The organism is Klebsiella sp. GB_Kp047, from assembly GCF_040065235.1.
GTDB classification, from domain to species: Bacteria; Pseudomonadota; Gammaproteobacteria; order Enterobacterales; family Enterobacteriaceae; genus Klebsiella; species Klebsiella quasipneumoniae.
The window spans coordinates 246,903-268,590 of record NZ_JBEAJG010000041.1; the positions used below are offsets into that span (position 1 = coordinate 246,903).

General features: G+C 56.1%; 20 protein-coding genes. 8 read left to right on the plus strand and 12 right to left on the minus strand.

Features of this window, described 5'->3' with window-relative positions; translation table 11 throughout:
- Window positions 1-32 precede the first annotated feature (32 nt).
- Window positions 33-1,241 (minus strand): MFS transporter, encoded by a 1,209-nt coding sequence (locus tag ABLV76_RS21730; protein ID WP_049092258.1) that lies wholly within the window; start codon window positions 1,239-1,241, stop codon window positions 33-35.
- A 103-nt stretch (window positions 1,242-1,344) separates the two neighbouring features.
- Between ABLV76_RS21730 and ABLV76_RS21735 the strand changes: the two genes are divergently transcribed.
- Window positions 1,345-2,250 carry a LysR family transcriptional regulator gene (locus tag ABLV76_RS21735; protein ID WP_049092257.1) on the plus strand — a complete coding sequence of 302 codons (906 nt, stop codon included), beginning with the start codon at window positions 1,345-1,347 and terminating at the stop codon, window positions 2,248-2,250.
- A 186-nt stretch (window positions 2,251-2,436) separates the two neighbouring features.
- On the opposite strand, the gene ABLV76_RS21740 is transcribed toward ABLV76_RS21735, so the two are convergent.
- The 7 genes from ABLV76_RS21740 to ABLV76_RS21770 all read right to left on the minus strand — a co-directional run bounded on the left by ABLV76_RS21740 (window position 2,437) and on the right by ABLV76_RS21770 (window position 9,141).
- Window positions 2,437-2,865, minus strand: a complete 429-nt coding sequence (locus tag ABLV76_RS21740; RefSeq protein WP_049092256.1) for a cell envelope integrity TolA C-terminal domain-containing protein — start codon at window positions 2,863-2,865, stop codon at window positions 2,437-2,439.
- Window positions 2,866-2,976: 111 nt separating this feature from the next.
- Window positions 2,977-4,119 carry a M20 family metallopeptidase gene (locus ABLV76_RS21745; RefSeq protein WP_023297627.1) on the minus strand — a complete coding sequence of 381 codons (1,143 nt, stop codon included), beginning with the start codon at window positions 4,117-4,119 and terminating at the stop codon, window positions 2,977-2,979.
- Window positions 4,119-4,874, minus strand: a complete 756-nt coding sequence (locus tag ABLV76_RS21750) for a glutamine amidotransferase (protein WP_023297626.1) — start codon at window positions 4,872-4,874, stop codon at window positions 4,119-4,121. Before ABLV76_RS21750 ends, ABLV76_RS21745 begins: the two co-directional genes overlap by 1 nt.
- A gap of 14 nt (window positions 4,875-4,888) precedes the next feature.
- Complete coding sequence (locus ABLV76_RS21755; protein ID WP_064150035.1) at window positions 4,889-5,968, minus strand: phosphotriesterase-related protein; 1,080 nt, start codon at window positions 5,966-5,968, stop codon at window positions 4,889-4,891.
- A gap of 3 nt (window positions 5,969-5,971) precedes the next feature.
- Window positions 5,972-6,973: an ABC transporter permease gene (locus tag ABLV76_RS21760; RefSeq protein ID WP_348878467.1), complete on the minus strand. Its 1,002-nt coding sequence runs from the start codon at window positions 6,971-6,973 to the stop codon at window positions 5,972-5,974.
- 18 nt (window positions 6,974-6,991) lie between these two features.
- Window positions 6,992-7,738, minus strand: coding sequence for an ATP-binding cassette domain-containing protein (locus ABLV76_RS21765; RefSeq protein ID WP_315966736.1), 747 nt, complete (start codon window positions 7,736-7,738; stop codon window positions 6,992-6,994).
- A 380-nt stretch (window positions 7,739-8,118) separates the two neighbouring features.
- Window positions 8,119-9,141: a LacI family DNA-binding transcriptional regulator gene (locus tag ABLV76_RS21770; RefSeq protein ID WP_348878468.1), complete on the minus strand. Its 1,023-nt coding sequence runs from the start codon at window positions 9,139-9,141 to the stop codon at window positions 8,119-8,121.
- Between the two features lie 345 nt (window positions 9,142-9,486).
- Here ABLV76_RS21770 and ABLV76_RS21775 point away from each other — a divergent pair, with 345 nt between their 5' ends.
- Window positions 9,487-10,440 carry a substrate-binding domain-containing protein gene (locus tag ABLV76_RS21775; protein ID WP_049138059.1) on the plus strand — a complete coding sequence of 318 codons (954 nt, stop codon included), beginning with the start codon at window positions 9,487-9,489 and terminating at the stop codon, window positions 10,438-10,440.
- A 1-nt stretch (window position 10,441) separates the two neighbouring features.
- On the opposite strand, the gene ABLV76_RS21780 is transcribed toward ABLV76_RS21775, so the two are convergent.
- Complete coding sequence (locus tag ABLV76_RS21780; RefSeq protein WP_315966687.1) at window positions 10,442-11,314, minus strand: PfkB family carbohydrate kinase; 873 nt, start codon at window positions 11,312-11,314, stop codon at window positions 10,442-10,444.
- 26 nt (window positions 11,315-11,340) lie between these two features.
- Between ABLV76_RS21780 and ABLV76_RS21785 the strand changes: the two genes are divergently transcribed.
- The 6 genes from ABLV76_RS21785 (at window position 11,341) to ABLV76_RS21810 (ending at window position 18,284) form a co-directional block, all read left to right on the plus strand.
- Window positions 11,341-12,186: a BtpA/SgcQ family protein gene (locus ABLV76_RS21785; RefSeq protein WP_032740651.1), complete on the plus strand. Its 846-nt coding sequence runs from the start codon at window positions 11,341-11,343 to the stop codon at window positions 12,184-12,186.
- On the plus strand, window positions 12,186-12,830 hold the full coding sequence (locus ABLV76_RS21790) for a TenA family protein (RefSeq protein WP_348878469.1): 645 nt from the start codon (window positions 12,186-12,188) through the stop codon (window positions 12,828-12,830). The genes ABLV76_RS21785 and ABLV76_RS21790 overlap by 1 nt, the downstream gene beginning before the upstream one ends.
- A 377-nt stretch (window positions 12,831-13,207) precedes the next feature.
- Window positions 13,208-14,818, plus strand: coding sequence for an ABC transporter substrate-binding protein (locus ABLV76_RS21795; protein WP_008804870.1), 1,611 nt, complete (start codon window positions 13,208-13,210; stop codon window positions 14,816-14,818).
- Window positions 14,796-15,758 carry an ABC transporter permease gene (locus tag ABLV76_RS21800; RefSeq protein ID WP_008804871.1) on the plus strand — a complete coding sequence of 321 codons (963 nt, stop codon included), beginning with the start codon at window positions 14,796-14,798 and terminating at the stop codon, window positions 15,756-15,758. Before ABLV76_RS21795 ends, ABLV76_RS21800 begins: the two co-directional genes overlap by 23 nt.
- Complete coding sequence (locus tag ABLV76_RS21805) at window positions 15,751-16,614, plus strand: ABC transporter permease (RefSeq protein WP_315966685.1); 864 nt, start codon at window positions 15,751-15,753, stop codon at window positions 16,612-16,614. Before ABLV76_RS21800 ends, ABLV76_RS21805 begins: the two co-directional genes overlap by 8 nt.
- Window positions 16,611-18,284 (plus strand): ABC transporter ATP-binding protein, encoded by a 1,674-nt coding sequence (locus ABLV76_RS21810; RefSeq protein ID WP_348878470.1) that lies wholly within the window; start codon window positions 16,611-16,613, stop codon window positions 18,282-18,284. The genes ABLV76_RS21805 and ABLV76_RS21810 overlap by 4 nt, the downstream gene beginning before the upstream one ends.
- Window positions 18,285-18,468: 184 nt before the next feature.
- Here the strand turns inward: ABLV76_RS21810 and ABLV76_RS21815 are convergent, their stop codons facing one another.
- From ABLV76_RS21815 to ABLV76_RS21825, 3 genes are read right to left on the minus strand one after another with little or no spacing between them, the layout of a single operon-like run.
- The gene (locus ABLV76_RS21815) at window positions 18,469-20,007 is read right to left on the minus strand and encodes a DHA2 family efflux MFS transporter permease subunit (RefSeq protein ID WP_012968223.1); all 1,539 of its coding nucleotides are present in this window, start codon (window positions 20,005-20,007) and stop codon (window positions 18,469-18,471) included.
- A gap of 10 nt (window positions 20,008-20,017) precedes the next feature.
- Complete coding sequence (locus ABLV76_RS21820; protein ID WP_203558860.1) at window positions 20,018-21,196, minus strand: efflux RND transporter periplasmic adaptor subunit; 1,179 nt, start codon at window positions 21,194-21,196, stop codon at window positions 20,018-20,020.
- A gap of 15 nt (window positions 21,197-21,211) precedes the next feature.
- A complete protein-coding gene (locus ABLV76_RS21825) occupies window positions 21,212-21,667 on the minus strand; it encodes a MarR family transcriptional regulator (protein WP_012541719.1) in 456 nt (151 codons plus the stop codon).
- Window positions 21,668-21,688 lie beyond the last annotated feature (21 nt).

Sequence of the window (21,688 nt, forward strand, 5' to 3'; positions counted from 1 at the left end):
TTTTTAATGCCCAGGGCAGGGCGCGCCATGTTCTACCCAGTGGTGTGCCGATCGGGCGGGATCGTCCGCTTAGCCAGTTTTTTTTGCAAAATGATGATAATAATTGGGGATCCTGATGCGGAAATTGCACATAGCGCCAGCAACGTGTCCATATTCTGGAGCGCCATGCGATGGTCAGGTAACAGAAAAGCGGACAGGAAAAATGCGGCAGTCGTCATCAGATACATCATGGACGTCTGTAATGAAGAGAATCCCGCTCGTTGGTTGTTATCAGGAAACTGAATCGTAACCGCCGAAGATGAAACCAGACGACTGTAAGCTGCCCCGAGAAATAACGTCATAAACAGCGCCGGATGCGGATAGCCCAGGAAGGGTATCAGCAAGCTCAGAATAAAAACGAGGGTTGACCCGGTCGCCAAACTCAAGGCAGAAAAACGAGAGGTTAATGCCCCTGTCATTCTTGTAGACAGATACCCCGCCAGTCCCCCGCCGAAGAACAGCCAGGGCAGCAGGCCTTCAGAAGCCCCCAACAGCTGCGTCATTAACGGCGCCAGAACAGGAATGATCAGCATTGGACTAAACTGTACCAGCGCATTACCGGAAGCAAACAGTAAAGTATCAACATCGAGGGGCAGCGCGTAAGACGTGTCGAAAGTGACGGGGTCCTGAGGGATGACAGTGACGATGAATGGCAATGCCAACAAACAGAGCGTGCTGATTAACCACAACGCGACATGCCAACCGTAATGAGTACACAAAAATAATATAGCGGGCATCCCCACAACGCTTACCAGCGAAAATGACGCAATCACCGTCGCCAACATTTTTCCGCGCAAGTCAGCCGGCGTGTGGTTTATCAAAATACCGATCCCCACACCCATTGTCGTCCCTCCAACCAGCCCTGCGAAGAATCGCAAGGTAAGAAGAAGAGGAAAACGGGTTATGAATGTTGTCAACAGTGTCGCTATGGCTAGCAGCACCATATTAGCGATAAGAAAACGCTTCTTATTGCAACGGTCAACCCAGTAAAAGGCGATAATTCCCGACAGGACGGCTCCAGAGGTGTACATACCGGATACATAGCCTGAGAAGGAGACGGGAACAGCGAAATCCGCGGCCATAAATGTAAAAACAGGACTGAATATCATATATTCCAGCGCGTTAGTAAACTGCACAAAAGCGATGACCAGCGCTATCCGTATCAGCGCCTTTTGATTAAATGTTGTGGTGACCCGTGGCATAGCAAGCGACCTGTTGATGAAAGATAACCTAGCTTAACTACTATCAAACTTATCGATTAGATGGTAAAAATGGCACTCATTATTATCATATGTGGGATAGTTGATGCGGCCAGTTCTTGATTTTAATGCGCTGAAAGTCTTCATCGCTGTAGTTGAAAGAGACAGTTTTGTTGGGGCTTCGAAAGCCCTTGAAATGCCGGCATCAAATGTGAGCCGTTGCATTGCTCAGCTAGAAGACAAACTGAATCTTCAGCTTATTGAACGCAGTACCCGACATATGAAACTCACTCAGGCGGGGCATCTACTCTATACCCGGGCGAAGCCATTACTGGAAGCGCTTGAGCAAACTGAAACCGAATTAACGTTGCGGCAAATGCAATTCAAGGGGCCACTACGTATCTGTATTCCCAATGAAATCGGTCCTGCACTGCTGGGCGCTATTGTTGCCGATTTCGCCTGTCAGCATCCGGACCTGGAGATAAGTTGCGTCACCAATTTGTCTGGTTATGAATCCCTGCGCGATGATCTGGATCTCGCTGTCATTGTGAGTCGTGGTCAGATGGATGACAGTGACTACATAGCCCGTCATCTGGTGACCATCCCTTGCACCATCGTTGCGGCCCCCTCCGTTATCCAGCGTTATGGCACGCCTTCTCGTATACAGCAATTTGAAGAATTGCCCTGTATTACAACGGTAAATGCGCTTAAAGGCGCTCCCTGGCAGTTTGTGAATAAAAAGGGCGGATTCGAGACGATTAAAGTTAACGGTCGTTATCGGGTCAACAGCGGGGAGATGGCAGGGCGAGCGGCCATCTCAGGCGTCGGTTATGCCATCCTGTCGAAACAAGCCTGCCAGCCCTATATTGACGATGGCCGGTTAATCGAAATTGAATTTGAACAATCGGCGGCCCCCTTGCAATTGTTCGCCCTGTATTCCGATCGGCGTTATTTGCCGGCAAAAACAAGAGGGCTTATTGATTTCATGTATCAGAGATTGAGTCATGAATAAGAGGCCATCATCAGCGCACCTGGATGCGCTGTCCCGTTCAGCCGGCGCTCTTGCCGCTCATCACCTCGACTCAAGCACCATTGAATCACTCCTCGCCGATCGCCAAAAAGCGTCTGTTAAGGAGGCTGTCAGCTTATCTTTTTAGCCATTGCCCTGGCGATGGCCGGGGCGCTTTCTAGGGCAAGCTCAGGCCTTCAAGTCCAGAACGACATGGCTGAATGTTTGATAAGTTTTTTCATCGGGGGCAGGCGGAATTTTGGCGACTTTCAGCGCGGACATCACCTGCGCGCAGAATGGCCGATCGCCGCTCTCGACCGTCGGATCCTGCACTGTCCCGTCACGCTGTAGCGTAAAGCGCACCGAGCATTTTTGCCCTTGCCAGGAGGCCGGCTGGTCTATGTTAGCGAATATAGCCGCCTGGATCCGCGCCAGATAGCGTGAGGCATTGGCCTGGGGTGAAGTATCGGAACCCGTTTGATAATCGCGAAGTATCTTATCCACTTCAGCCGATATTTTAGCGTCTTCGGCGCTGTCCGGCGCAGAAGCACCACCCGAGCAGGCGGAAAGAAGTAAAGAGAGGGTGCAAACGAGCACAGCGTTGGTTTTCACGGACATGCTAAGCCTCCTTGCTGGTGGGGATACCGTCGTGTACGAGGCGGTTATCCTCTGTTATTCCGCGAAATTATTCAAACGCTGAATGCATGGCACGCGCTTTCAGTGACAGTGTCACTCATTTTTTACTTTCGTCGCGGGCGGTGATGCCATCCAGTCGCGAATAATGTCACCGTATAGCTGTTCTGCCTCCGCCAGTCGGCTGAGCAGGCAGTACTCGTCGGTTTGATGCGCCATCGACGGCTCGCCGGGGCCGAGAATAATACATGGCGGATCGCCCAATGCAGGCAGCAGCAGCGAGGCGTCGGTAAAGTAGGGCACGACGCGCGGCGCAATCGGCTCAGCGTGCAGCGGCTGACAGCGTTGGTAAACCTGCTTAATCCACGCGTGATCCTCCCGGCTGAGGACGGCGGGCAGGTCGACCAGCGTGGAGACGGTGACGCTTTCGCCAAGCAGCGTCGTCAAGCGCTCCCGGATAGTGGCGTGCTGTAAATTGGGCGCGCTGCGGATATCGACATCAAAACGCGTGCGGTCCGGTACGGAATTAATATTGAGTCCGCCTTCTATGCGTCCGACGTTGAGGGTGGGTTGCTTCATTAGCGGATGCGGCGCGCCTGGCGAAAAATGCTGAATCTTACCCAACGCATCCGCCGCAAGATAGATAGCATTGATCCCCAGCTCCGGCATCGCGCCGTGGGCGGTTTTCCCCCGCGTTTCGCAGCGCAGCCAGAGCGCGCCTTTATGGCCGATAACCGGATAGTTGGCGGTGGGTTCACCGACGATCAGCGCGCCCACCTCCGGCAACGTTGCGGAGGCGATCAGCGCCCGCGCGCCGTCGCAGCCGGTCTCTTCTCCGCCGGTTATCAGCAATACCGCGCCGCGTCCGGCGAGGATCGCTTCCCGCTGATGAACGCAGGCGACGGCAAACGCCGCTATCGCCGCTTTCATATCGCTGGATCCGCGGCCATAAAGACGCCCGTCTTCCATCTGCGAGCCAAAAGGATCGTACTGCCAGCGGGCATTTCCCAGCGGGACGGTATCCAGATGTCCGGTAAAGGCCAGCGGTTTACCGCTCTTCGCCCCGGGAAGGCTGGCGATAAGATTGCAGCGTCCCTCGCCGAACGACGACAGCGAAACCTCAAAACCGCTATCGTCAAGCCAGTCGGCGAAGAACCGCATGCAGTCAGCTTCGCTGCCCGGCGGGTTAATGGTGTTAAAGCCCAGCAGCTGCCGGGCGAGCTCAAGGGTCGTGGTCATCAGCGGCGTTCCGTCAGCCAGTCGAGGCAGTTAATCCATAGCTGGCGATAGCCGGGCCATTTGGCAAACTCTTCCGGCAGCCAGTGCGCCGACATGTCGCTGGTCCACACCAGCGAACGACCCTGCTGATATTCGCGAACAGCCAACAGCGGATGACCGGTACCGGCCACGCTCGCCAGCAGTTTGCCTTCCGGGTGCATTTCAACTTCGTTATAGCCCAGCAGCCACGGCCATTCGCCCGGAATATCGTTAAACAGGGGGTGAGACTCCGTCACTTCGGCATAGCAGCCTTCCGGGGTTTCAATGCGGTCGTCCCAGGCCAGGCAGCGTACCGGCAGCACTTTCTCCACCGCGGTATGGCGGTAGCGCGCGCCGCCGTTGATTCCCTGGAAGCTGTAATAGCCGCCGATCATCATCAGCGCCCCCCCGCCGGCCACGTAATCATGCAGGAGCGTTAAACGGTTGGCGGTTCGGCGGCTCTTCAGCCAGGTGTCCGGATGCAGCAGCAGCGTATTGGCGCCAATGTCCGAGAGAATAATCGCATCCCACTCCTGCAGCGCTTCCAGCGTCAGCGGAAAGTCGGTCGCCGCCGCGTGGGCGGGCATATAGGTAATGGCATAGGGACTGTCGGCGAGCGCGGCCAGAAAGTCCGTTGCGCCGGTGTGCCAGGTGGCGGTGGCAAACTGGTCGAAGCCTTTAACGTGCGTTGACGTGCTGGTCCAGGACTCACCGACCAGTAAGATTTTTTTCTGCATGATGACGTTTCCTTTTATCCGCCAAAGACCCGCTGGGGGTTTCCAATCATTAAGGTTTCAAGTTGTTCGCCGCTGACGCCGTGGCGCCGCAGACGCGGAACAAAATGCTTGAGTATGTAGCCATAACCGTGGCCGCCGTAGCGGGTGAGCATGGTTTTCAGGAAGACGTCCTGCGACAGCAGAATTTGCTGGATGTAGCCGTCGTCAATCAGCTCGCGGATCGCGCGGGCGTTCTCCTCGTCGGAGGGCGACTGCGCCGACTCGTCGGCGTAGTAATAGCTCATGCCGATCATGTCGTATTCGAGAAACGCCCCGCGCTGTGCCAGTTCGCGCTGGTAGCGCTTATCGGCAAAGCTGGGATTCATATGGCACAGCACGGTATGGCATAAATCGGCGCCTTCCTGCTCGAGAATATCCAGCACCCGATGGCCCAGCCGCTCCCAGCCGGGCAGATGGACCTCGATCGGCACGCCGGTCGCGGCGCTGGCCCGACCCGCAGCGCGCAGGGATTTCTCCTCATCCGGCGTAAAGCGGCTGGAGATACCGATTTCGCCGATGAGCCCGGCGAGCACCTCCGGTTTCTCCTCCGCGCCGCCAAGATCGTAAATCAGCCGTTCGGTCAGCTGTTCGACGCTGCTGATTTTTACCCACTCAGGGTGCGAAGCTTCCAGATAGAGCCCGGTACCCATAATGATGTTCAGACCGGTCAGACGCGCGATGCGCGCCAGCGCTTTCGGATCGCGGCCAATGCCGATATTGGTCGGGTCGACCACCGTTTCTCCGCCAAGGGCTCGATATTTAGTCAGCTCGTCAATCGCAACGTCGACATCAAACAGCTGACAGTTATCGCGGCTCATCAGCGGGTTAAGCGACAGTTCGCCAAGGTTTTCCATTTTCACCGGCATTTCGGCAAGATGGCGATCGCTGCAGCAGCAGGGTGGCACCCATTTGCCGGAGGCATCCAGCAGAATATGCTCATGCATCAGAGTAACGCCCATTTCGTTAATCGGTAGTGGGCCAAGCACAGTCATTACATAACCGCTGCTGACGCCAACCGGCAGCGGGGAGGGATGGCGAAAAATTGATCCTTTCATCAGCTATCCTTTTGCCGCGGAGCGCGTCGGGTTGAGAATGCGGGTGTTCAGCCAGATAGCCAGCAGGATAATGGTGCCGGTGGCTATCTGGGTGTAAAACGGCGAAATATGCGACAGGATCAGCCCGTTCTGAATGACCGCAATCGACAGCGCGCCCAGCAGCGTGCCAATAATAGTCCCGAAGCCGCCAAACAGACTGGTGCTGCCTAGCACAACGGCAGCAATGACCTGCAGTTCAAAGCCTTCGCCCTGGTTGGAAGAGCCGCTGCCGAGGCGTGCGGTAATGATCATCCCCGCCAGCGCGGCGGCCATTCCGCTGATGATATAGACCTTCATGGTCACCGCTTTGGTGTTAATGCCGCTGCGCCGCGCGCCTTCGGCGTTGGCGCCGATAGCGGTCACGTAGCGGCCAAAGCGCATATGGTTGAGAACGATATGCCCGATCACCAGTATCATCATGCCGATCAGCGCGGGCATGGGGATACCAACTACCCACGCGCGTCCGATAAAGGTAAACAGGCTGTCAGCCGGTACCGGAATCGAGTAGCCCTGGGTGACCAGCAGCGCGATGCCGCGAACTACGGCCAGGGTGGCGAGCGTGACGATGAACGCCGGAATGCCTTCATAGGCAATAAAGAAGCCGTTGATGGCGCCAACGAATCCGCCGAGCAGCAGGCCGCCGAGGAGTACCACCGGCCACTGCAGCCCCCAGTTATTCAGAGCGATAGCGGAGAGTGCGCCGACCAGCGCCAGGGTGGAGCCTACCGACAGATCGATACCGCCGGTGGTAATGACCAGAGTCATAGCCGTCGCGACGATCAGCAGTGGGGCGCTCTGACGGATAATGTTGAGCCAGTTGGTGCCGGTGAGAAAGTTGCTGGTGATCAGCGAAAACACCACGCAGCAGAAGACGAAAAAGAGCGCGATGCTGACCACGCCTGAGTGGTTATGCAGCAGGCGGCGCGGCAGCGAATGCTGGATCATGCGGGAGCTGCTTAAGTTCATGATACTCATCCTGTTACCTCAATGTGCTGCCGCAGAGCGGGCGGTGAATTTTTCGCCCACAATCAGGTTAACGATATCGCTCAGGCTGGTGTCGGACACCCGTCTGTCGGCGACGTTCGTACCCTCATACATCACCATGATCCGGTCGCAGACCATGAACAGGTCCTGCAGGCGGTGGGTAATCAGAATCACGCTCACCCCGCGAGCGGAAACGCGGCGAATGAGCTCCAGAACCGCTTCAACTTCCGCGACGGCCAGCGCGGCGGTGGGTTCATCCATAATCAGCACTTTCGGGTCAAAGGCCGCGGCGCGGGCGATGGCTATAGCCTGGCGCTGGCCGCCGGAGAGATTTCGCACCAGCAGGTGAGTATCCGGAATGGAGATCCCGAGCCCTTTAAGCATCTCTCTGGCATCGGCGTGCATTTTGGCCTCGTCGAGAAAGGGGATGCCGAGGACCGATTTCATCGGCTCACGGCCCATAAACAGATTGCCCGCGACGTCGACCGTGTCGCAGAGCGACAGATCCTGGTAGACCATCTCGATATGGCAACGGCGCGAATCGGCCGGATTCGTAAACTGTTGCTGTTCACCGTCGATACGAATCGTGCCGCTGGAGGGGATCACCGCGCCAGAGAGCACTTTGGTCAGGGTGGATTTCCCAGCACCGTTATCGCCCACTAAGCCCAGCACTTCGCCCGGGGCCAGCTCAAGGTTGACTCCGCGCAATGAGCGTATCGACCCGTAGGTCTTGGTGATATTGATCATCTCTACCCTTGGCGGGGTAGTTTGTGGCTGCTGCATCTGATAACTCCCATCGCTGTGGCCGGGAAAATGTTCGCCATCCTGCGGGAGGGACTCTATCCGACACGGTTTACAATCTAGTAAACCGGTTTACCTGCGGAATAGAGCACTCGCCAGGGCAGTCAGGACAAACGCTATGTAAGATATTTGTTCGCCAGTAAGAACGTTGCAGCATCCGTGCCAGGGCAGGAACCACACAGCAGCCCTGTAACTTAACCTTATGTATTCAATACACTTAATTGAATAAAATCCGGTAAACCGGTTTACTGATTATAGTGAATAAATTGTTAATTGATCGTTTTTTGCGCCAAAAGCGGGCGCTTTTGCGCCATTTTGGAACGGGCTTAACAGATCTTGATCGAGTCGCGGCCAATCCATTCAACCGGCAGGCGGGTTTCCGCAGGGATATCCGGATCGTCGTTTAGCAGGCGCATCATGATGTTCACCGCGGTACGGCCCAGTTCGCGGGCGGGCTGACGGATAGTGGAGATCCGCGGCTGGGTAAAATCGGCGTAGTTGGCGTCATCGAAGCCGACTAACGAAAGCGCCTCCGGCGCCTGGAGCCCGCTGGCGCGCAAGCCATCGAGCAGGCCGAGCACCAGATAGTCGCTGGCCGCGAAGACGGCGGTGGGGCGAACCGGTTGGCTGAACAGGTACCGCAGCGCCTGCTGGCCAAACTCGCGCTGGTAGTCGCCATACATCACCCATTCGGGCGGCCAGCTCAGGCCCGCTTGCTCCAACGCGGTGCAAAAGCCCTGATAGCGCTCACGGACGCTCATCAGCTTGTCCGGGCCACCGACGAAAGCGATATGGCGATGCCCGGCGGCGATCAGTTTTTCGGTGGCGATCCGCCCGCCCTGGACGTTATCGGCAAACACTTTCGGTACCTTACTGCCGGGAATATCTTCATCCAGCAGGACAATGCGTTCGTGACGCTGGACTTCCTTGCGCAGCAGGCCATTATCGGGGCGGTTGGTGGTGAACAGCAGACCGTCGACCTGGCAGGTATCCAGCCAGCGAATGAACTGGCACTCTTTTTCCGGGTTGTTGCGGGTGATACACAGCACCAGGCTGTAGCCGCTGGCAGAAGCAGCCTCTTCGGCAGCGTCGGCCAGTTCGGCAAAGAAGGGGTTGGTAATATCGGGAAGCACCAGGCCAAGCGTTTCGCTGCCGCCTTTGCTAAGACGACGTGCCAGGCTATTGCCGCGATAGTCCAGTTCGCGAATGGCGGTTTCGATGCGGTCGATGGTGTCCTGCGGCAGCACAATACTGTTGTTCATATAGCGCGACAGGGTCGCCTTCGACAGCCCCGCCAGCTTTGCCACATCGGATAACAATACGCGTTTTATACTCATTTCCTGCGCCATTTCTGCCAGAATCGGCTATCTGTAACATAGTTAAGCGCGGTGGATACAGCAATTTCTCTGCGAACAATCACCAAAAATAAATGCTTGACAAATTTTAATCAGCAGAGAATTGTATAGGCAGTTTACCGCATCATCCGGGAAGTCATTCCCAACCCCGTTTAAGTTATTCCAGTCGCGCACCGACACGGACCGGTTGCCGGGATGACATTAAGCAGGTATCCGCCGAACGTTCAATGATTGTTCTGGCGATATAGACGATATTTGCCCGCCAAAAAAATAATCCTTCTGCGTTCGCATGCGGCGCGGAACTCTGCTGGCTATCAACTATTCCCGACGAGGATACTGATGATGTTATTTCACACCGGAAAACTGCGTTTCCTTGCTGTCGCCACGACCATGCTGGCATCAATGAGTTTTATTTCTGCCGCCAGCGCTGCCGGTCCGACTTATGCGCTGGTACAAATCAACCAACAGGCGCTGTTCTTTAATCTGATGAATAAAGGCGCACAGGATGCGGCCAAAGCCAGTGGCAAGGATTTAGTTATTTTTAACTCTAACGATAATCCCGTGGCGCAAAACGACGCGATAGAAAACTATATTCAGCAAGGCGTTAAAGGCATTCTGGTTGCTGCTATCGACGTTAACGGGATCATGCCAGCGGTTAAAGAAGCCGCCGCCGCAAACATTCCGGTGATTGCGATTGATGCCGTATTACCGGCCGGGCCACAGGCAGCTCAGGTCGGCGTTGATAATATTGAAGGCGGCAGAATTATTGGTCAATACTTCGTAGACTACGTGCAGAAAGAGATGGGCGGCCAGGCGCGACTGGGTATTGTCGGTGCGCTGAATTCGGCCATTCAGAACCAGCGGCAGAAAGGGTTCGAAGATACGCTGAAAAGCAATCCGAAGATTACTATCGCTAACGTGGTCGACGGGCAGAATGTGCAGGATAAAGCGATGACCGCGGCGGAAAACCTGATCACCGGTAATCCGGATCTGACAGCGATTTATGCCACCGGCGAACCCGCGCTGCTCGGCGCTATCGCCGCCGTGGAAAACCAGGGGCGGCAGAAGGATATTAAAGTCTTTGGCTGGGATCTGACGGCGAAGGCGATTTCCGGTATTGACGGCGGCTACGTCACCGCCGTACTGCAGCAGGACCCGGAAAAGATGGGCGCAGAAGCCCTGAATGCGCTGAACAGCATCACGTCGGGTAAAACCGTGCCGAAAACCATTCTGGTTCCGGCGACGGTGGTAACCAAAGCGAACGTCGATTCATACCGTCCACTGTTTAAGTAGGTCAGCGCGCGCCGCCCGTGGTTAACAGGGCGGCGAGCTCATGGCTGCCGGGAAACGCGCTGAGCGTTCCCCGGCGGCTAACGGTAATGGCGGCAGCGCGACTGGCGTGCGCCAGCGCCAGCGCATCCGGCGCGACGCCGCGCAGCAGGGCGGAAGCCAACATGACGGCGAGGAACGTGTCGCCCGCGCCGGTAGTATCAAGCGCCTCGGCGGGCACGGCGGGACAAAACTGACGCTGGCCCTCCTGGACCAGCCAGGCGCCTGCGGCACCCTGGGTAATCACTAAGGTTTTCACCCCGTATGGCTGGAGCAGCTCGGCCTCGGATTCATTGACCACAGTGATGTCGATGAGTGGCCACAGATGGCAAAAGTCAGGATTGACAGGTGAGGGGTTGAATACCGTCGTCATGCCGCGGCTTCTGGCGTACTGGAACAGCGCCCGCGTTTTATCGAGGGAGAAATTGCCCTGCTGTAGCAGAATATCGCCAGCGACGGCATCCGCCATATGCGGAATAATTTCATCCAGGCTGAATGTACCGGCCGCCGCCGTAGTGGTAATGATGGCGTTGTCGCCATCAGCGCTATTTAAAATAATCGAGGTATCGCTATGTTGATTGAAATGGCCGTCGGGTAGTAGCGTCAGTGGTTCATTTTTTATCTGCTGGCGGATCCACGCGCCGTTGCTGTCATTTCCCGTGGCGGCAATTAAACGCGTCTCTATTCCGCAGCGGGATAATATAATCGCCTGGTTCGCGCCTTTACCGCCGATATCCTGCGACACTTTAACGCCGTGAATGGAGGCTCCTTTTTTCGGTATATCCGGAATGGACCAGGTTTCATCTACGGTAATATTACCAGTAACGTAAACACGCATAGTGTTCCCTTAACAGGATGGATAAGATGGTTGCTATCTCAGCAGAAAAAACGAATGCAATACAAGCTATTTTTTCACGAAGCAAGGCTGTTATTGGTGTTATTCATTGCGACCCATTTCCTGGCTCGCCAAAATATCGAGGAAAATCAGTCTCGGATATTGTTGAACGTGCGCTTCGTGATGCTGAAAATTATATTTCAGGCGGTGTTCATGGTCTGATTATTGAAAACCATGGCGATATTCCTTTCTCTAAACCTGAGGATATCGGCCATGAAACCTCAGCGCTGATGGCGGTCATTACCGAGAAAGTTCGTGAACGTTTTGCTGTGCCGCTGGGCATTAACGTTCTGGCTAACGCGGCGATCCCGGCAATGGCGATCGCCCTGGCGGGAGGCGCCGATTTCGTCCGCGTCAACCAGTGGGCCAACGCCTATATCGCCAACGAAGGATTTATAGAAGGGGCGGCCGCTAAGGCGCTGCGCTACCGCAGTATGCTGCGCGCTGAACATATTCGCGTTTTTGCCGATAGCCACGTTAAGCACGGTAGCCATGCCATTGTCGCCGATCGTTCGATTCAGGAACTGACGCGCGATGTCGATTTCTTCGAGGCTGACGCGGTGATCGCCACCGGCCAGCGTACGGGCGATAGCGCCACGATGGCGGAAATTGACGAGATCCGCGCGGCGACGGAACTACCGCTCCTGGTGGGCTCCGGGGTGACACCGGCTAACGTGATGCAGATCCTCGGGCGGACTCAGGGGGTCATTGTGGCCAGTACAATGAAGGTCGATGGCGTCTGGTGGAACGATGTTGAGCTGGCCCGGGTGAAACATTTTATGTCGGTCGCGCAGGCCGCGCTGGAGGAAGCTTAATGGAAGCGTTTAGCGAACGCCTGCTGCGCGAACATCAACCGGCGTGGCAGGCGATGCAGCAGCACCCGTTTGTGACTGATATCGAACAGGATCGTCTGCCGACAGTCGTCTTCAACCGCTATCTGGTGTTTGAGGGCAACTTTGTCGCGACGGCGATCGCGATTTTTGCCCTCGGGGTCAGCAAAGCGCCGGGTATTCAACAGCAGCGCTGGCTGATTGGCGTGCTGAATGCCCTGGTTGATATACAGATCGCGTGGTTTGAACAGGTGTTGTCAGCGCGGCAGATCGATCCCGCTGAGTACCCGGATGATTTGCCCGGGGTACGGCGCTTTCGCGACTGTATGCTGCGGACCGCCCACAAGGGCAGCTATGAGCAGATTGTGACCCTGATGTTCGGTGCGGAGTGGATGTACTATTTCTGGTGCCGACGGGCGAGCGAACATTATCAGAGCGATGCTGATTTACGACGCTGGGTGGAAATGCACGCGGAGGACGAATTTTATCAGCAGGCTCTCTGGCTAAAAAACGAACTCGACCGCTGCGCCATGGCGCTGAGTGAAGACGAAAAGCAGGCGTTATCGGCGCTTTACGGCGAGGTGCTGCAGTGGGAAATTGATTTCCATCACGCGGCGTACGAGGAGTAGCCGCGAGGTGGATCACAGGGGGCGCCGGACGCGGCGTCTCCTGAATACGGGTTATATCTCGACGTTCTGCGTCTTGTTGGCGAAACTTACCATTACCGTTAATGCCGATTCTTATTTCACATTTTTATCTTAATAAAGTCGGAGGGTTAATTTAGCTGCCTTCTGACTCTTTTGAGAGAAATTATAGAGGGCGAGCATTTATGTTATTTTATTCGGGCCTGTAGCTCGGGGCTCTCTTTTTTCTTTTCTTCCCACCTGAAGAAAAAGCTATTTTCAGAAATAGATATAAATTATCCATCGTTACTCGACGGCGGCTCTCCCCCTACAATGGACTTTAATTGCCAGATATTTAACAAAAACCAGGCCAAGGAAAAGGGATGAAACGAAGCATTTATTCACAGAACAGTTTATTGCGCATCAGTCTGCTTTCCGCGCTAACGCTTACTGCCAGCTTCACCACTCACGCACAGGATAAACCTGTCGCGGGGGGTGTGCTGACGGTCGCTCTGGGCAGCGATACCCCGATTATTGACCCCTCTATTACCGCTTATTCCGTCACCGCTCTGGTTACGCGTAACGTGGTGGATTCTTTGGTCGGCCAGGCGGAAGATAACAGCTTTACACCATGGCTGGCGGAACGCTGGGAAATTAAAAACAATAACCGCGAATACACCTTCCATCTTCGCAAGGATGTGACTTTTAGTGATGGCACGAAACTGGATGCTGCGGCGGTAAAATATAACTTTGAACGCATACTCGATCCGAAAACCACCTCCAGTTACTCCAAATCGTTGTTGGGGCCGATTGACGCGATCACTACGCCAGATGAGTACACCGTGGTGATCCGCTATAAAACGCCTTTCGCACCGCTGCTGCAGGGGCTGAGCTTGCCGTATCTCGGTATTCAGTCACCGGCTTATCTGCAGAAAACGGCGAATACCAGCAATACCGTGGTCGGTTCCGGTCCCTTTATCCTCGAATCGTTTGTCAAAGGCAGCGGGAGTAAACTCAGCAAGCGCGCCGATTACAACTGGGGTCCGGGCTATGCCACCCATAAAGGCCCGGCATGGCTGGATAAGATCGAATTTAAGTACCTGCCGGAGTCAGCGGTACGTCTTGGCGCGCTGAATAGCGGGCAGGTACAGGTGATCGATGCCATTCCGCCGGTGAATTATGCGCAGGTAAAAAATAACCCGAAGCTGGATGTGATCACCAGGGAAAACCCCGGCGTTCCGCGCGTCCTTTATTTGAATAGCGACACAGGGATCTTCAGCGACCTGAAAGTGCGGCAGGCCTTCCAGAGCGCCATCGATCGCACTACTGCCGTTAAAGCCGCGTTCTTTGGCATCCTGAAACCTGCCGACAATATTCTTGGACCCGCTACGCTGGATTACGATCCGGCCATTGCCAGCCAGTGGGGGTTTGATCTGCAAAAAGCCCGCCGTCTTCTGGATGAAGCCGGCTGGCAGCAAACCGATAGCGAAGGCTACCGGGTCAAGGAGGGTAAACGCCTTACTGTGCAATTTACCTATTCTTCAAACGATGTCGAAGCCGCTGACGTGACGCTGTTCCAGGCAATTCAATACCAGGTAAAACAAGCCGGTTTTGAACTGAAACTCGATCCGGTGGATTCAGGCATTCTCAGCAGCCGCACGGCGGCTAACCAGTACGACATTATCTCGAACTATTTTGTTCGCCCGGAGCCGGACATCCTGCGTACCGTTTTCCATTCCAATTATATTCCGCCGAAGGGGAACAACTTCAGCCGCGTTAAAGCGCTGGATAGCCAACTGGAAACCGCTGTCGGTGCCAGCGAAGCCGAGCGTAAACGCATCTACTATGCCATCCAGCACCAGATTATCGATCAGGCCTGGGCGGTGCCAATTTACATCCCGGCATATCAGTTAGGGAAAGCCAAACAGGTGCAGGGCATTAGCTGGGCCACGAACGCGAAGCCGAATTTCTATGATGTCTGGATCCAACGCTAAGCTGCTGGCAGCAGGCAAGCGCCTGCTGACCATTTTCGCCGTGCTGTGGGGTGCGGCAACGCTGACCTTTGTTGCGGTAAAACTGATCCCCGGCGATCCTGTGGCAATTCTGATAGGCAGCGCCAACAGCGTTGTGGATGATAGTTTTCGCGAGACACTGACCCGCCAGTTCGGCCTGGATAAGCCACTGTGGTGGCAATATTTGCGCTACTGTGGCGAGGCGCTGACGGGCAACCTTGGCGTGAGTTATCAGTATCGCCAGCCTGTTGTGCAGGTGATTAGCGCAGCGTTGAAAGAGACGGTGCCGCTGGCCGTCAGCGCCCTGGCGCTGGCACTGGTACTGGCGGTATTTAACGCATTACTGACAGCCGGACGTCATCCGCGTCTGCGGTCTCTGCTTGCCGGGTTGGAGCTGATGCTGCTTAGCACACCGGTGTACTGGATCGGCATCGTGTTGTTGAGCATTTTCAGTTTCAAACTGCAATGGTTTCCGGTGACCGGTAACGATGGCTGGATCGCCCTTGTGCTGCCGGTGGTGACGCTCAGCCTGCCGCTGGCTGCGACACTCAGCCAGGTGCTGCGTGATGGGCTGGAGGAGGCGCTTTCGCAGCCGTTCGCCATGACCGTGCGTACGCGAGGGGTGAGTGAAACTGCGCTGCGCTTACGGCATGCGTTGCGCCATGCCTCGCTGGCGGTGTCGACGCTGACGGGGACGCTGCTGGCCAGCGTATTAGGCGGCTCAATTCTGACCGAAACAGTATTTGGTCGGGCGGGGCTGGGGCAAATCACTCTCGGTGCGATTGAGAACCGAGACATGCCCCTGGTGCTGGGGGTGGTGATGTTCTCCGCGCTGTTGTTTGTGGTGATTAACCTGCTGATTGATACCCTTTATTTACTGATCGATCCCCGTCTACGTCTGCGAGGGCATGCTGATGAGTGATCTTTTACTGCGGGTGGCCCGCCGCGACGGGGGGCGCTATCGTAACCCGTGGCTGGCGCCGGGTACCAGCATTCCGTTGTTACTGGTGCTACTGCTCGTGGTGGCGGTGTTTTTTCCATCGCTATTCACGCCGTACACCCCCGAACAGATGGATTTCAGCGCGATTTTGCAGCCGCCGGACCTCAGACACTGGTTCGGTACTGACCAGTTGGGGCGTGATGTGTTTACCCGCGTGGTGTATGGCACCTCGCTGTCGCTGAGCATTGGGGTCGGCGCGACCCTGATTGCCAGCGCGGGCGGTATTGTGCTGGGGACACTGACAGGTCTTGCGCCCAGGGCGGTACGGCAGTTACTCGTACGGCTACTGGACATTATGCTGGCGTTCCCCGATTTGCTGTTGGCGCTGCTGGCTATCACGGTGTTGGGGCGTGGGCCAGAGAATACCCTGCTGGCGGTCGGACTGGCCGGCATTGCTGGCTATGCCAGGCTGGTGCGCGCGCAAGTGTTGCAGGTCAGGTTATCGGGGTATGTGCAGCATGCGGTGGCGTTGGGAGAGCCGCCAATGGTGATTATTTTGCGCCATATTGTGCCCAATACGCTGCGCCCGCTGCTGGTACTGGCAACGGTGGGGATAGGGTATTCCATATTATCCGCCTCGGCCCTCAGTTTCCTTGGACTTGGGGTGACTCCGCCGACGGCGGAGTGGGGCGCATTGCTCTCTGAGGGACGTAATTTTCTCGATAGCGCCCCATGGGTCAGCCTGCTGCCCGCCAGCGTTGTCGCGCTGTCGGTGATTGCCATTACGCTGCTGGGCCGACGTGTTCAAACCCTTATTGCCAAAGGCGGGATCGCATGACTTCAGAGACCTTCCAGCAACCGCTGTTACAGGTGGCGCAACTGAGCGTCAGCTTCCCCTCGCCGCAGGGGCTGATGGAGGCGGTTAACGCCTTATCGTTTGACGTGCATGCCGGTGAAGTCCTGGCTTTGGTAGGCGAGTCCGGTTCGGGTAAATCCGTCACGGCCCGGACGCTAGTCGGGCTGGCGGGGGCAGGGGCGGCTGTTCGCGCCGAGTCCCTGATATTGCATGGGCACGATGGCCTGTCGCAGAATTTACTGGCGTGCGATGCCCGCCGTTGGCAGCAACTACGCGGGCGCGAAATTGGTTTTGTTTTGCAGGATGCACTGACCTCGCTTGACCCGCTGCGCCGGATTGGTCAGGAAGTCGCGGAGCCGTTGTTGACGCACCGCCTGGAACGGGGGGCGGCAGTTCGCGAACGCGTGGCGGAGCTGTTAACGCAAACCGGCATCCCCGATCCGCATAACCGGATGGCGCAGTACGCACATGAACTCTCCGGTGGCTTGCGCCAACGAGCGCTCATCGCGTCGGCGCTGGCGGCGGGGCCGCGATTACTCATTGCCGATGAACCTACTACCGCGCTGGACGCCACCGTACAAAAACAAGTTTTGAATGTATTCAGGGCCCTGGCGGATGCCGGGCATGGCGTGCTGCTGATCACCCATGATTTATCGGTGGTGGCGGATATTGCCGACCGTGTGGTGGTGATGCGGCAGGGCAAAGCAGTGGAGAGCGGCAAGGTGCGACAGGTGCTGCATGCGCCGCAACACCCTTATACCCGCCGTCTGCTGGCGGCCATTCCCTCTGCCGGTACGCGTGGGACGTGGTTAACAGGAAACGATCCGCTGGGTCAAACGGTAGTGCGGGAGAACATCAGTACTGACAGCACCACACCCGTGCTGGCTGCCGATAACGTATCACTGGCGTATGTTCTGCCGGATGGCCGTCGCTTGCAGGCCGTCAATCAGGTGACGTTAGAGGTCGCGCAGGGCGAAACGCTGGGCATTGTGGGCGAATCCGGTAGCGGGAAGACCACGCTAGGCAAACTGGCGCTGGCGCTGCAGGCACCGCAACAGGGCGAGATCCTTCTCGCTGGGCAACCATGGAGCAGGCTGACAGAACGTCAGCGGCAGCCGTTGCGGTCGCGTATCCAGACGATTGTGCAGGATCCGCTGGGTTCATTTAATCCGCAATATAACGTGGCGCAATTGCTGCAACAGCCTCTGCGCCTGCATACGACGCTCACAGCCGCGGACCGGTTGTCACGTGCGCAGGCGTTGCTGGCGCTGGTTGGTTTAAGTCCTGATCTGCTGACGCGACGTCCGGCCACACTTTCCGGTGGGCAGCGGCAACGTATCGCCATCGCCCAGGCCCTGGCCTGCGAGCCGGATATTCTGATTTGCGACGAGCCGGTGTCGGCGCTGGATGTCACCACCCAGGCGCAAGTGTTGGATTTGCTGGTAGCGCTGCAACGCCGTTTGCATCTGTCAATGCTGTTTATCTCTCATGATCTGGGCGTGGTGCAGCATATGAGTCATCGTATTGCGGTGATGAAAGACGGCGAGGTAGTCGAAAGCGGCAGTGTGGATCAAATTTTTCGGGCGCCACGCCACCCGTGGACTCGACAATTGTTATCAGCTGTTGGGCAGACGCCGTTGCGATATAACTGAGCAGTAAACGTCAAACACCGTTATCAGAAATGGGGTCATGTTATTCAACACTCTTATCATCTCCAGAGCCCGTTCCAGGCGGTCTTACGTGATAGAGGGCAGGGAAGAGGCACTGGCCCGGCGCTCGATAGTGCCATCCGTACGCAGTGCTCGTTCAGCTAAGTTTGCCTATGTGAATTTCAGTTTAGTGACCTGCTGCGGGGGCGCCTGGCATACCCGATTTCACGAACGGCGGGCGGGTGAACCAGATGATGATAATCAGCGCCATAAAACCCCAGCCGAGCACCCAGAAATAGTCGATTGTCGACATCATGTAGGCCTGCTGGGTAACCACCTGGTCAATCATCGCAAGATGCTGCTGCGTCGGGCCACCCATCTTATTTACGTAATCCATAGCCGCTGGGTTGTACTGTGTCACGCTCTCGGTCAGATTCGCGTGGTGGAAAACTTCACGTCGCTGCCAGATCCATGTGGTTAACGATGAGGCAAAGGAGCCGCCGAGTACGCGAAAGAACGTGGCCAGTCCTGAGCCTTCCGCCACTTCGTTACCGTGCAGATTCGACAGCACAATGGTGGTCAGCGGCATGAAGAAGAAGGCCACGCCAATCCCCATAAACATCTGCACGCTGGCGATGGTGCGGAAATCCACGTCAGTATTGAACTGCGCGCGCATCAGACAGGATGCCCCCATTGTCAGGAATGACACTGAGCATAAAATTCGCAAATCCACTTTGGTGGCGTAACGTCCGATGACTGGCGTCAGCACCAGTGGTAAGAAGCCCATCGGCGCAGCGGCGAGACCGGCCCAGATAGCCGTGTAGCCCATCTGGGTCTGCAACCACTGCGGCAGAATAATGTTGATGGCAAAGAACGCGGCATAGCCCAGCATCAGCGCCAACGTGCCGATGGCGAAGTTGCGGTCTTTGAACAGCCGCAGGTTCACAATCGGGTGACGTTCGTCCAGCTCCCATATCACAAAGCAAATCAGGCTGATCGCCGAGACAATAGACATCACGATAATGGGCGTAGAAGAGAACCAGTCTTCGTCGTTGCCCTTATCCAGCACCACCTGCAGCAGGCCCACGCCAAGCACCAACAGCGCGATGCCAATATAGTCGACAGGCGATGACTGCGTTGTTTCTTCACGCATGCGCAGCTGCGACCAGACCACGATGGAGGCGAAAATCCCAATCGGCACGTTGATGTAGAAGATCCACGGCCAGGAGTAGTTATCGGTAAGCCAGCCGCCGGTGATAGGCCCCACGATAGGCGCCACCACGGTCACCATCGACAGCAGCGCCAGCGCCATGCTGCGTTTCATCGGCGGGAAGATAACCAGCAACAGCGTCTGACACATCGGGAACATCGGCCCGGCGAAAAAGCCCTGCAGCGCACGGAAGATGATGAGCTCCGTCATGCTGTGGGCGAAGCCGCACAGAAATGACGTCAGGGTAAAGAACATCACCGAGGCGATAAACAACCGCAACTGCCCGAATCGGCGGGTAAACCAGCCTGTCAACGGTAGAGCAATAGCGTTACACACCGCAAAAGAGGTGATAACCCATGTCCCCTGATCGGCGCTAACGCCCAGATTGCCGGAGATAGTCGGCAGCGCCACGTTGGCGATGGTGGAGTCCAGCACCTGCATAAAGGTCGCCAGCGACAGGGCAAGCGTCGCCAGAAACAGGCTGGGGGGCGTAAAGGCTGCCTTCGGCTCTGACATAGCTTCTCTCTTAGCGCTGGGCTACAGCGCTGGTGTTGTCATGAAGGATTTTCGCCACCAGTTTATCGGCTGCTTCCATTGGCGTTTCATACACATCGGTACGGAATCGCGGCTGTTCGACGGTTTTTCGTGGCAGAAGGTGACCACCCTGATTGCGGATATCCACCTCAGCGTTCATCGACAGACCCACACGCAGCGGATGCTTCTGCATGTCATGTGGATCAAGCGTGATGCGTACCGGCAGGCGTTGGACGATTTTGATCCAGTTGCCGCTGGCGTTCTGGGCTGGCAACAGTGAGAATGCGCTACCGGTACCAATGCCGAGACTTTCGATGGTGCCGTGATATTTCACGTTATCGCCATAGAGATCCGCATTCAGCTCTACTTTTTGCCCAATGCGCATGTCCTGCATTTGGCTCTCTTTAAAGTTGGCATCCACCCACACTTCATTCAGCGGCACGATGGCAAGCAGCGTGGTGCCGGAGGTGACACGCATCCCGAGCTGCACAGCACGTTTAGCGACGTAACCACTGACGGGCGCAACAATGGTGCTGCGGGAGTTATCGAGATAGCGTTGGCGCAGCGTCGCAACGGCGGTTTTGACTTCAGGATGGTTATCCACCACGGTGTCATCAACCATCGCCTGATTGGTTTTGAGCGCTTGCTCGGCAGCCAGTAAATCGCTTTGCGCGCTGGTCACGGCATCACGGTAGTGCGCAAGATCTTCCACCGCAATGGCACCGGAACTGACAATTTTTTCCCGGCGCACATAGTCACTTTTCGCTGTTTGCAGGGCTACTTTTTTGGCAGCTACTTGTGCACGGTAGTTGTCGGCGGTGCTGTAGAGGCCACGCACCTGACGCACTGTGCTAGCGAGATTGGCTTCAGCCTGCTGCAGGGCGATGGCGGTATCGCTTGGGTCCAGCAGAACCAGGGGCTGGCCTTTTTCGACATAATCGCCTTCATCCACGGTCACCTGAGTCACGGTACCGGTGATTTGCGGTGTCAGGGTGACCTGATTTCCGTTGACGTAAGCATCGTCGGTGCTCTCGTAATAGCGGGCGTAAAGCAGATACCAGGCCAGACAGCCTCCTGCCGCGAGGATCAGGATCAGTAATAAAATGGCGAAGTTTCTTGTACGCTTGCCTGGGCGCTTGTCAGAGGGAGGCGCGTTATTTTCCATAGACATAACCGGTGACCTTAATTAGCGATGGGGGGCCGTGAATTCATCGGGCAGCATTTTGATAAGAATATCTGCGAGCTGCCGGGATTCTTCGGGCGTCAGACGCGCCGTTAAGTCCGCGAGGATGGTATTCAGTGCTTCATTCTGAAACGTATTGCACAGCGTCTGACCTTTTGCCGTAAGGGCCAGGATCACCTGGCGCTTGTCGTGCGGATTCGGGCGGCGCTCGATCAGGTCGTTCTTCACCATACGTGCAACCATACGGCTCATTGCCCCGGTATCCATCTGCAGGCTCTTGCAGATTTCTGCCGGGCTGGTGTTACCTTTAAATATATTAATCAATACCTTAAATTGCGGTGCGGTAATGCCGCTGTCGGCAAAGTAATGGCCGATAAGCAGGTCCTTAAACTGGTTTGCCAGATGGAACAGCAAACCCAGATGCAGGTTTTTATGGGAAGAGTCGATTGGGGTATTCATGATAGCTGCCTGGTCAGTAAT

Excerpts from the sequence above, each read along its gene's own strand:
- ABLV76_RS21770 (WP_348878468.1), bottom strand. The coding sequence starts at position 9,141 with ATGGCGCAGGAAATGAGTATAAAACGCGTATTGTTATCCGATGTGGCA.
- ABLV76_RS21745 (WP_023297627.1), bottom strand. The coding sequence starts at position 4,119 with ATGACCACGACCCTTGAGCTCGCCCGGCAGCTGCTGGGCTTTAACACC.
- ABLV76_RS21820 (WP_203558860.1), bottom strand. The coding sequence starts at position 21,196 with ATGTCTATGGAAAATAACGCGCCTCCCTCTGACAAGCGCCCAGGCAAG.
- ABLV76_RS21825 (WP_012541719.1), bottom strand. The coding sequence starts at position 21,667 with ATGAATACCCCAATCGACTCTTCCCATAAAAACCTGCATCTGGGTTTG.
- ABLV76_RS21785 (WP_032740651.1), top strand. The coding sequence starts at position 11,341 with ATGGTTGCTATCTCAGCAGAAAAAACGAATGCAATACAAGCTATTTTT.
- ABLV76_RS21760 (WP_348878467.1), bottom strand. The coding sequence starts at position 6,973 with ATGAACTTAAGCAGCTCCCGCATGATCCAGCATTCGCTGCCGCGCCGC.
- ABLV76_RS21790 (WP_348878469.1), top strand. The coding sequence starts at position 12,186 with ATGGAAGCGTTTAGCGAACGCCTGCTGCGCGAACATCAACCGGCGTGG.
- ABLV76_RS21750 (WP_023297626.1), bottom strand. The coding sequence starts at position 4,874 with ATGCAGAAAAAAATCTTACTGGTCGGTGAGTCCTGGACCAGCACGTCA.
- ABLV76_RS21805 (WP_315966685.1), top strand. The coding sequence starts at position 15,751 with ATGAGTGATCTTTTACTGCGGGTGGCCCGCCGCGACGGGGGGCGCTAT.
- ABLV76_RS21800 (WP_008804871.1), top strand. The coding sequence starts at position 14,796 with ATGATGTCTGGATCCAACGCTAAGCTGCTGGCAGCAGGCAAGCGCCTG.
- ABLV76_RS21740 (WP_049092256.1), bottom strand. The coding sequence starts at position 2,865 with ATGTCCGTGAAAACCAACGCTGTGCTCGTTTGCACCCTCTCTTTACTT.
- ABLV76_RS21810 (WP_348878470.1), top strand. The coding sequence starts at position 16,611 with ATGACTTCAGAGACCTTCCAGCAACCGCTGTTACAGGTGGCGCAACTG.
- ABLV76_RS21755 (WP_064150035.1), bottom strand. The coding sequence starts at position 5,968 with ATGAAAGGATCAATTTTTCGCCATCCCTCCCCGCTGCCGGTTGGCGTC.
- ABLV76_RS21815 (WP_012968223.1), bottom strand. The coding sequence starts at position 20,007 with ATGTCAGAGCCGAAGGCAGCCTTTACGCCCCCCAGCCTGTTTCTGGCG.
- ABLV76_RS21775 (WP_049138059.1), top strand. The coding sequence starts at position 9,487 with ATGATGTTATTTCACACCGGAAAACTGCGTTTCCTTGCTGTCGCCACG.
- ABLV76_RS21730 (WP_049092258.1), bottom strand. The coding sequence starts at position 1,241 with ATGCCACGGGTCACCACAACATTTAATCAAAAGGCGCTGATACGGATA.
- ABLV76_RS21780 (WP_315966687.1), bottom strand. The coding sequence starts at position 11,314 with ATGCGTGTTTACGTTACTGGTAATATTACCGTAGATGAAACCTGGTCC.
- ABLV76_RS21795 (WP_008804870.1), top strand. The coding sequence starts at position 13,208 with ATGAAACGAAGCATTTATTCACAGAACAGTTTATTGCGCATCAGTCTG.
- ABLV76_RS21765 (WP_315966736.1), bottom strand. The coding sequence starts at position 7,738 with ATGATCAATATCACCAAGACCTACGGGTCGATACGCTCATTGCGCGGA.
- ABLV76_RS21735 (WP_049092257.1), top strand. The coding sequence starts at position 1,345 with ATGCGGCCAGTTCTTGATTTTAATGCGCTGAAAGTCTTCATCGCTGTA.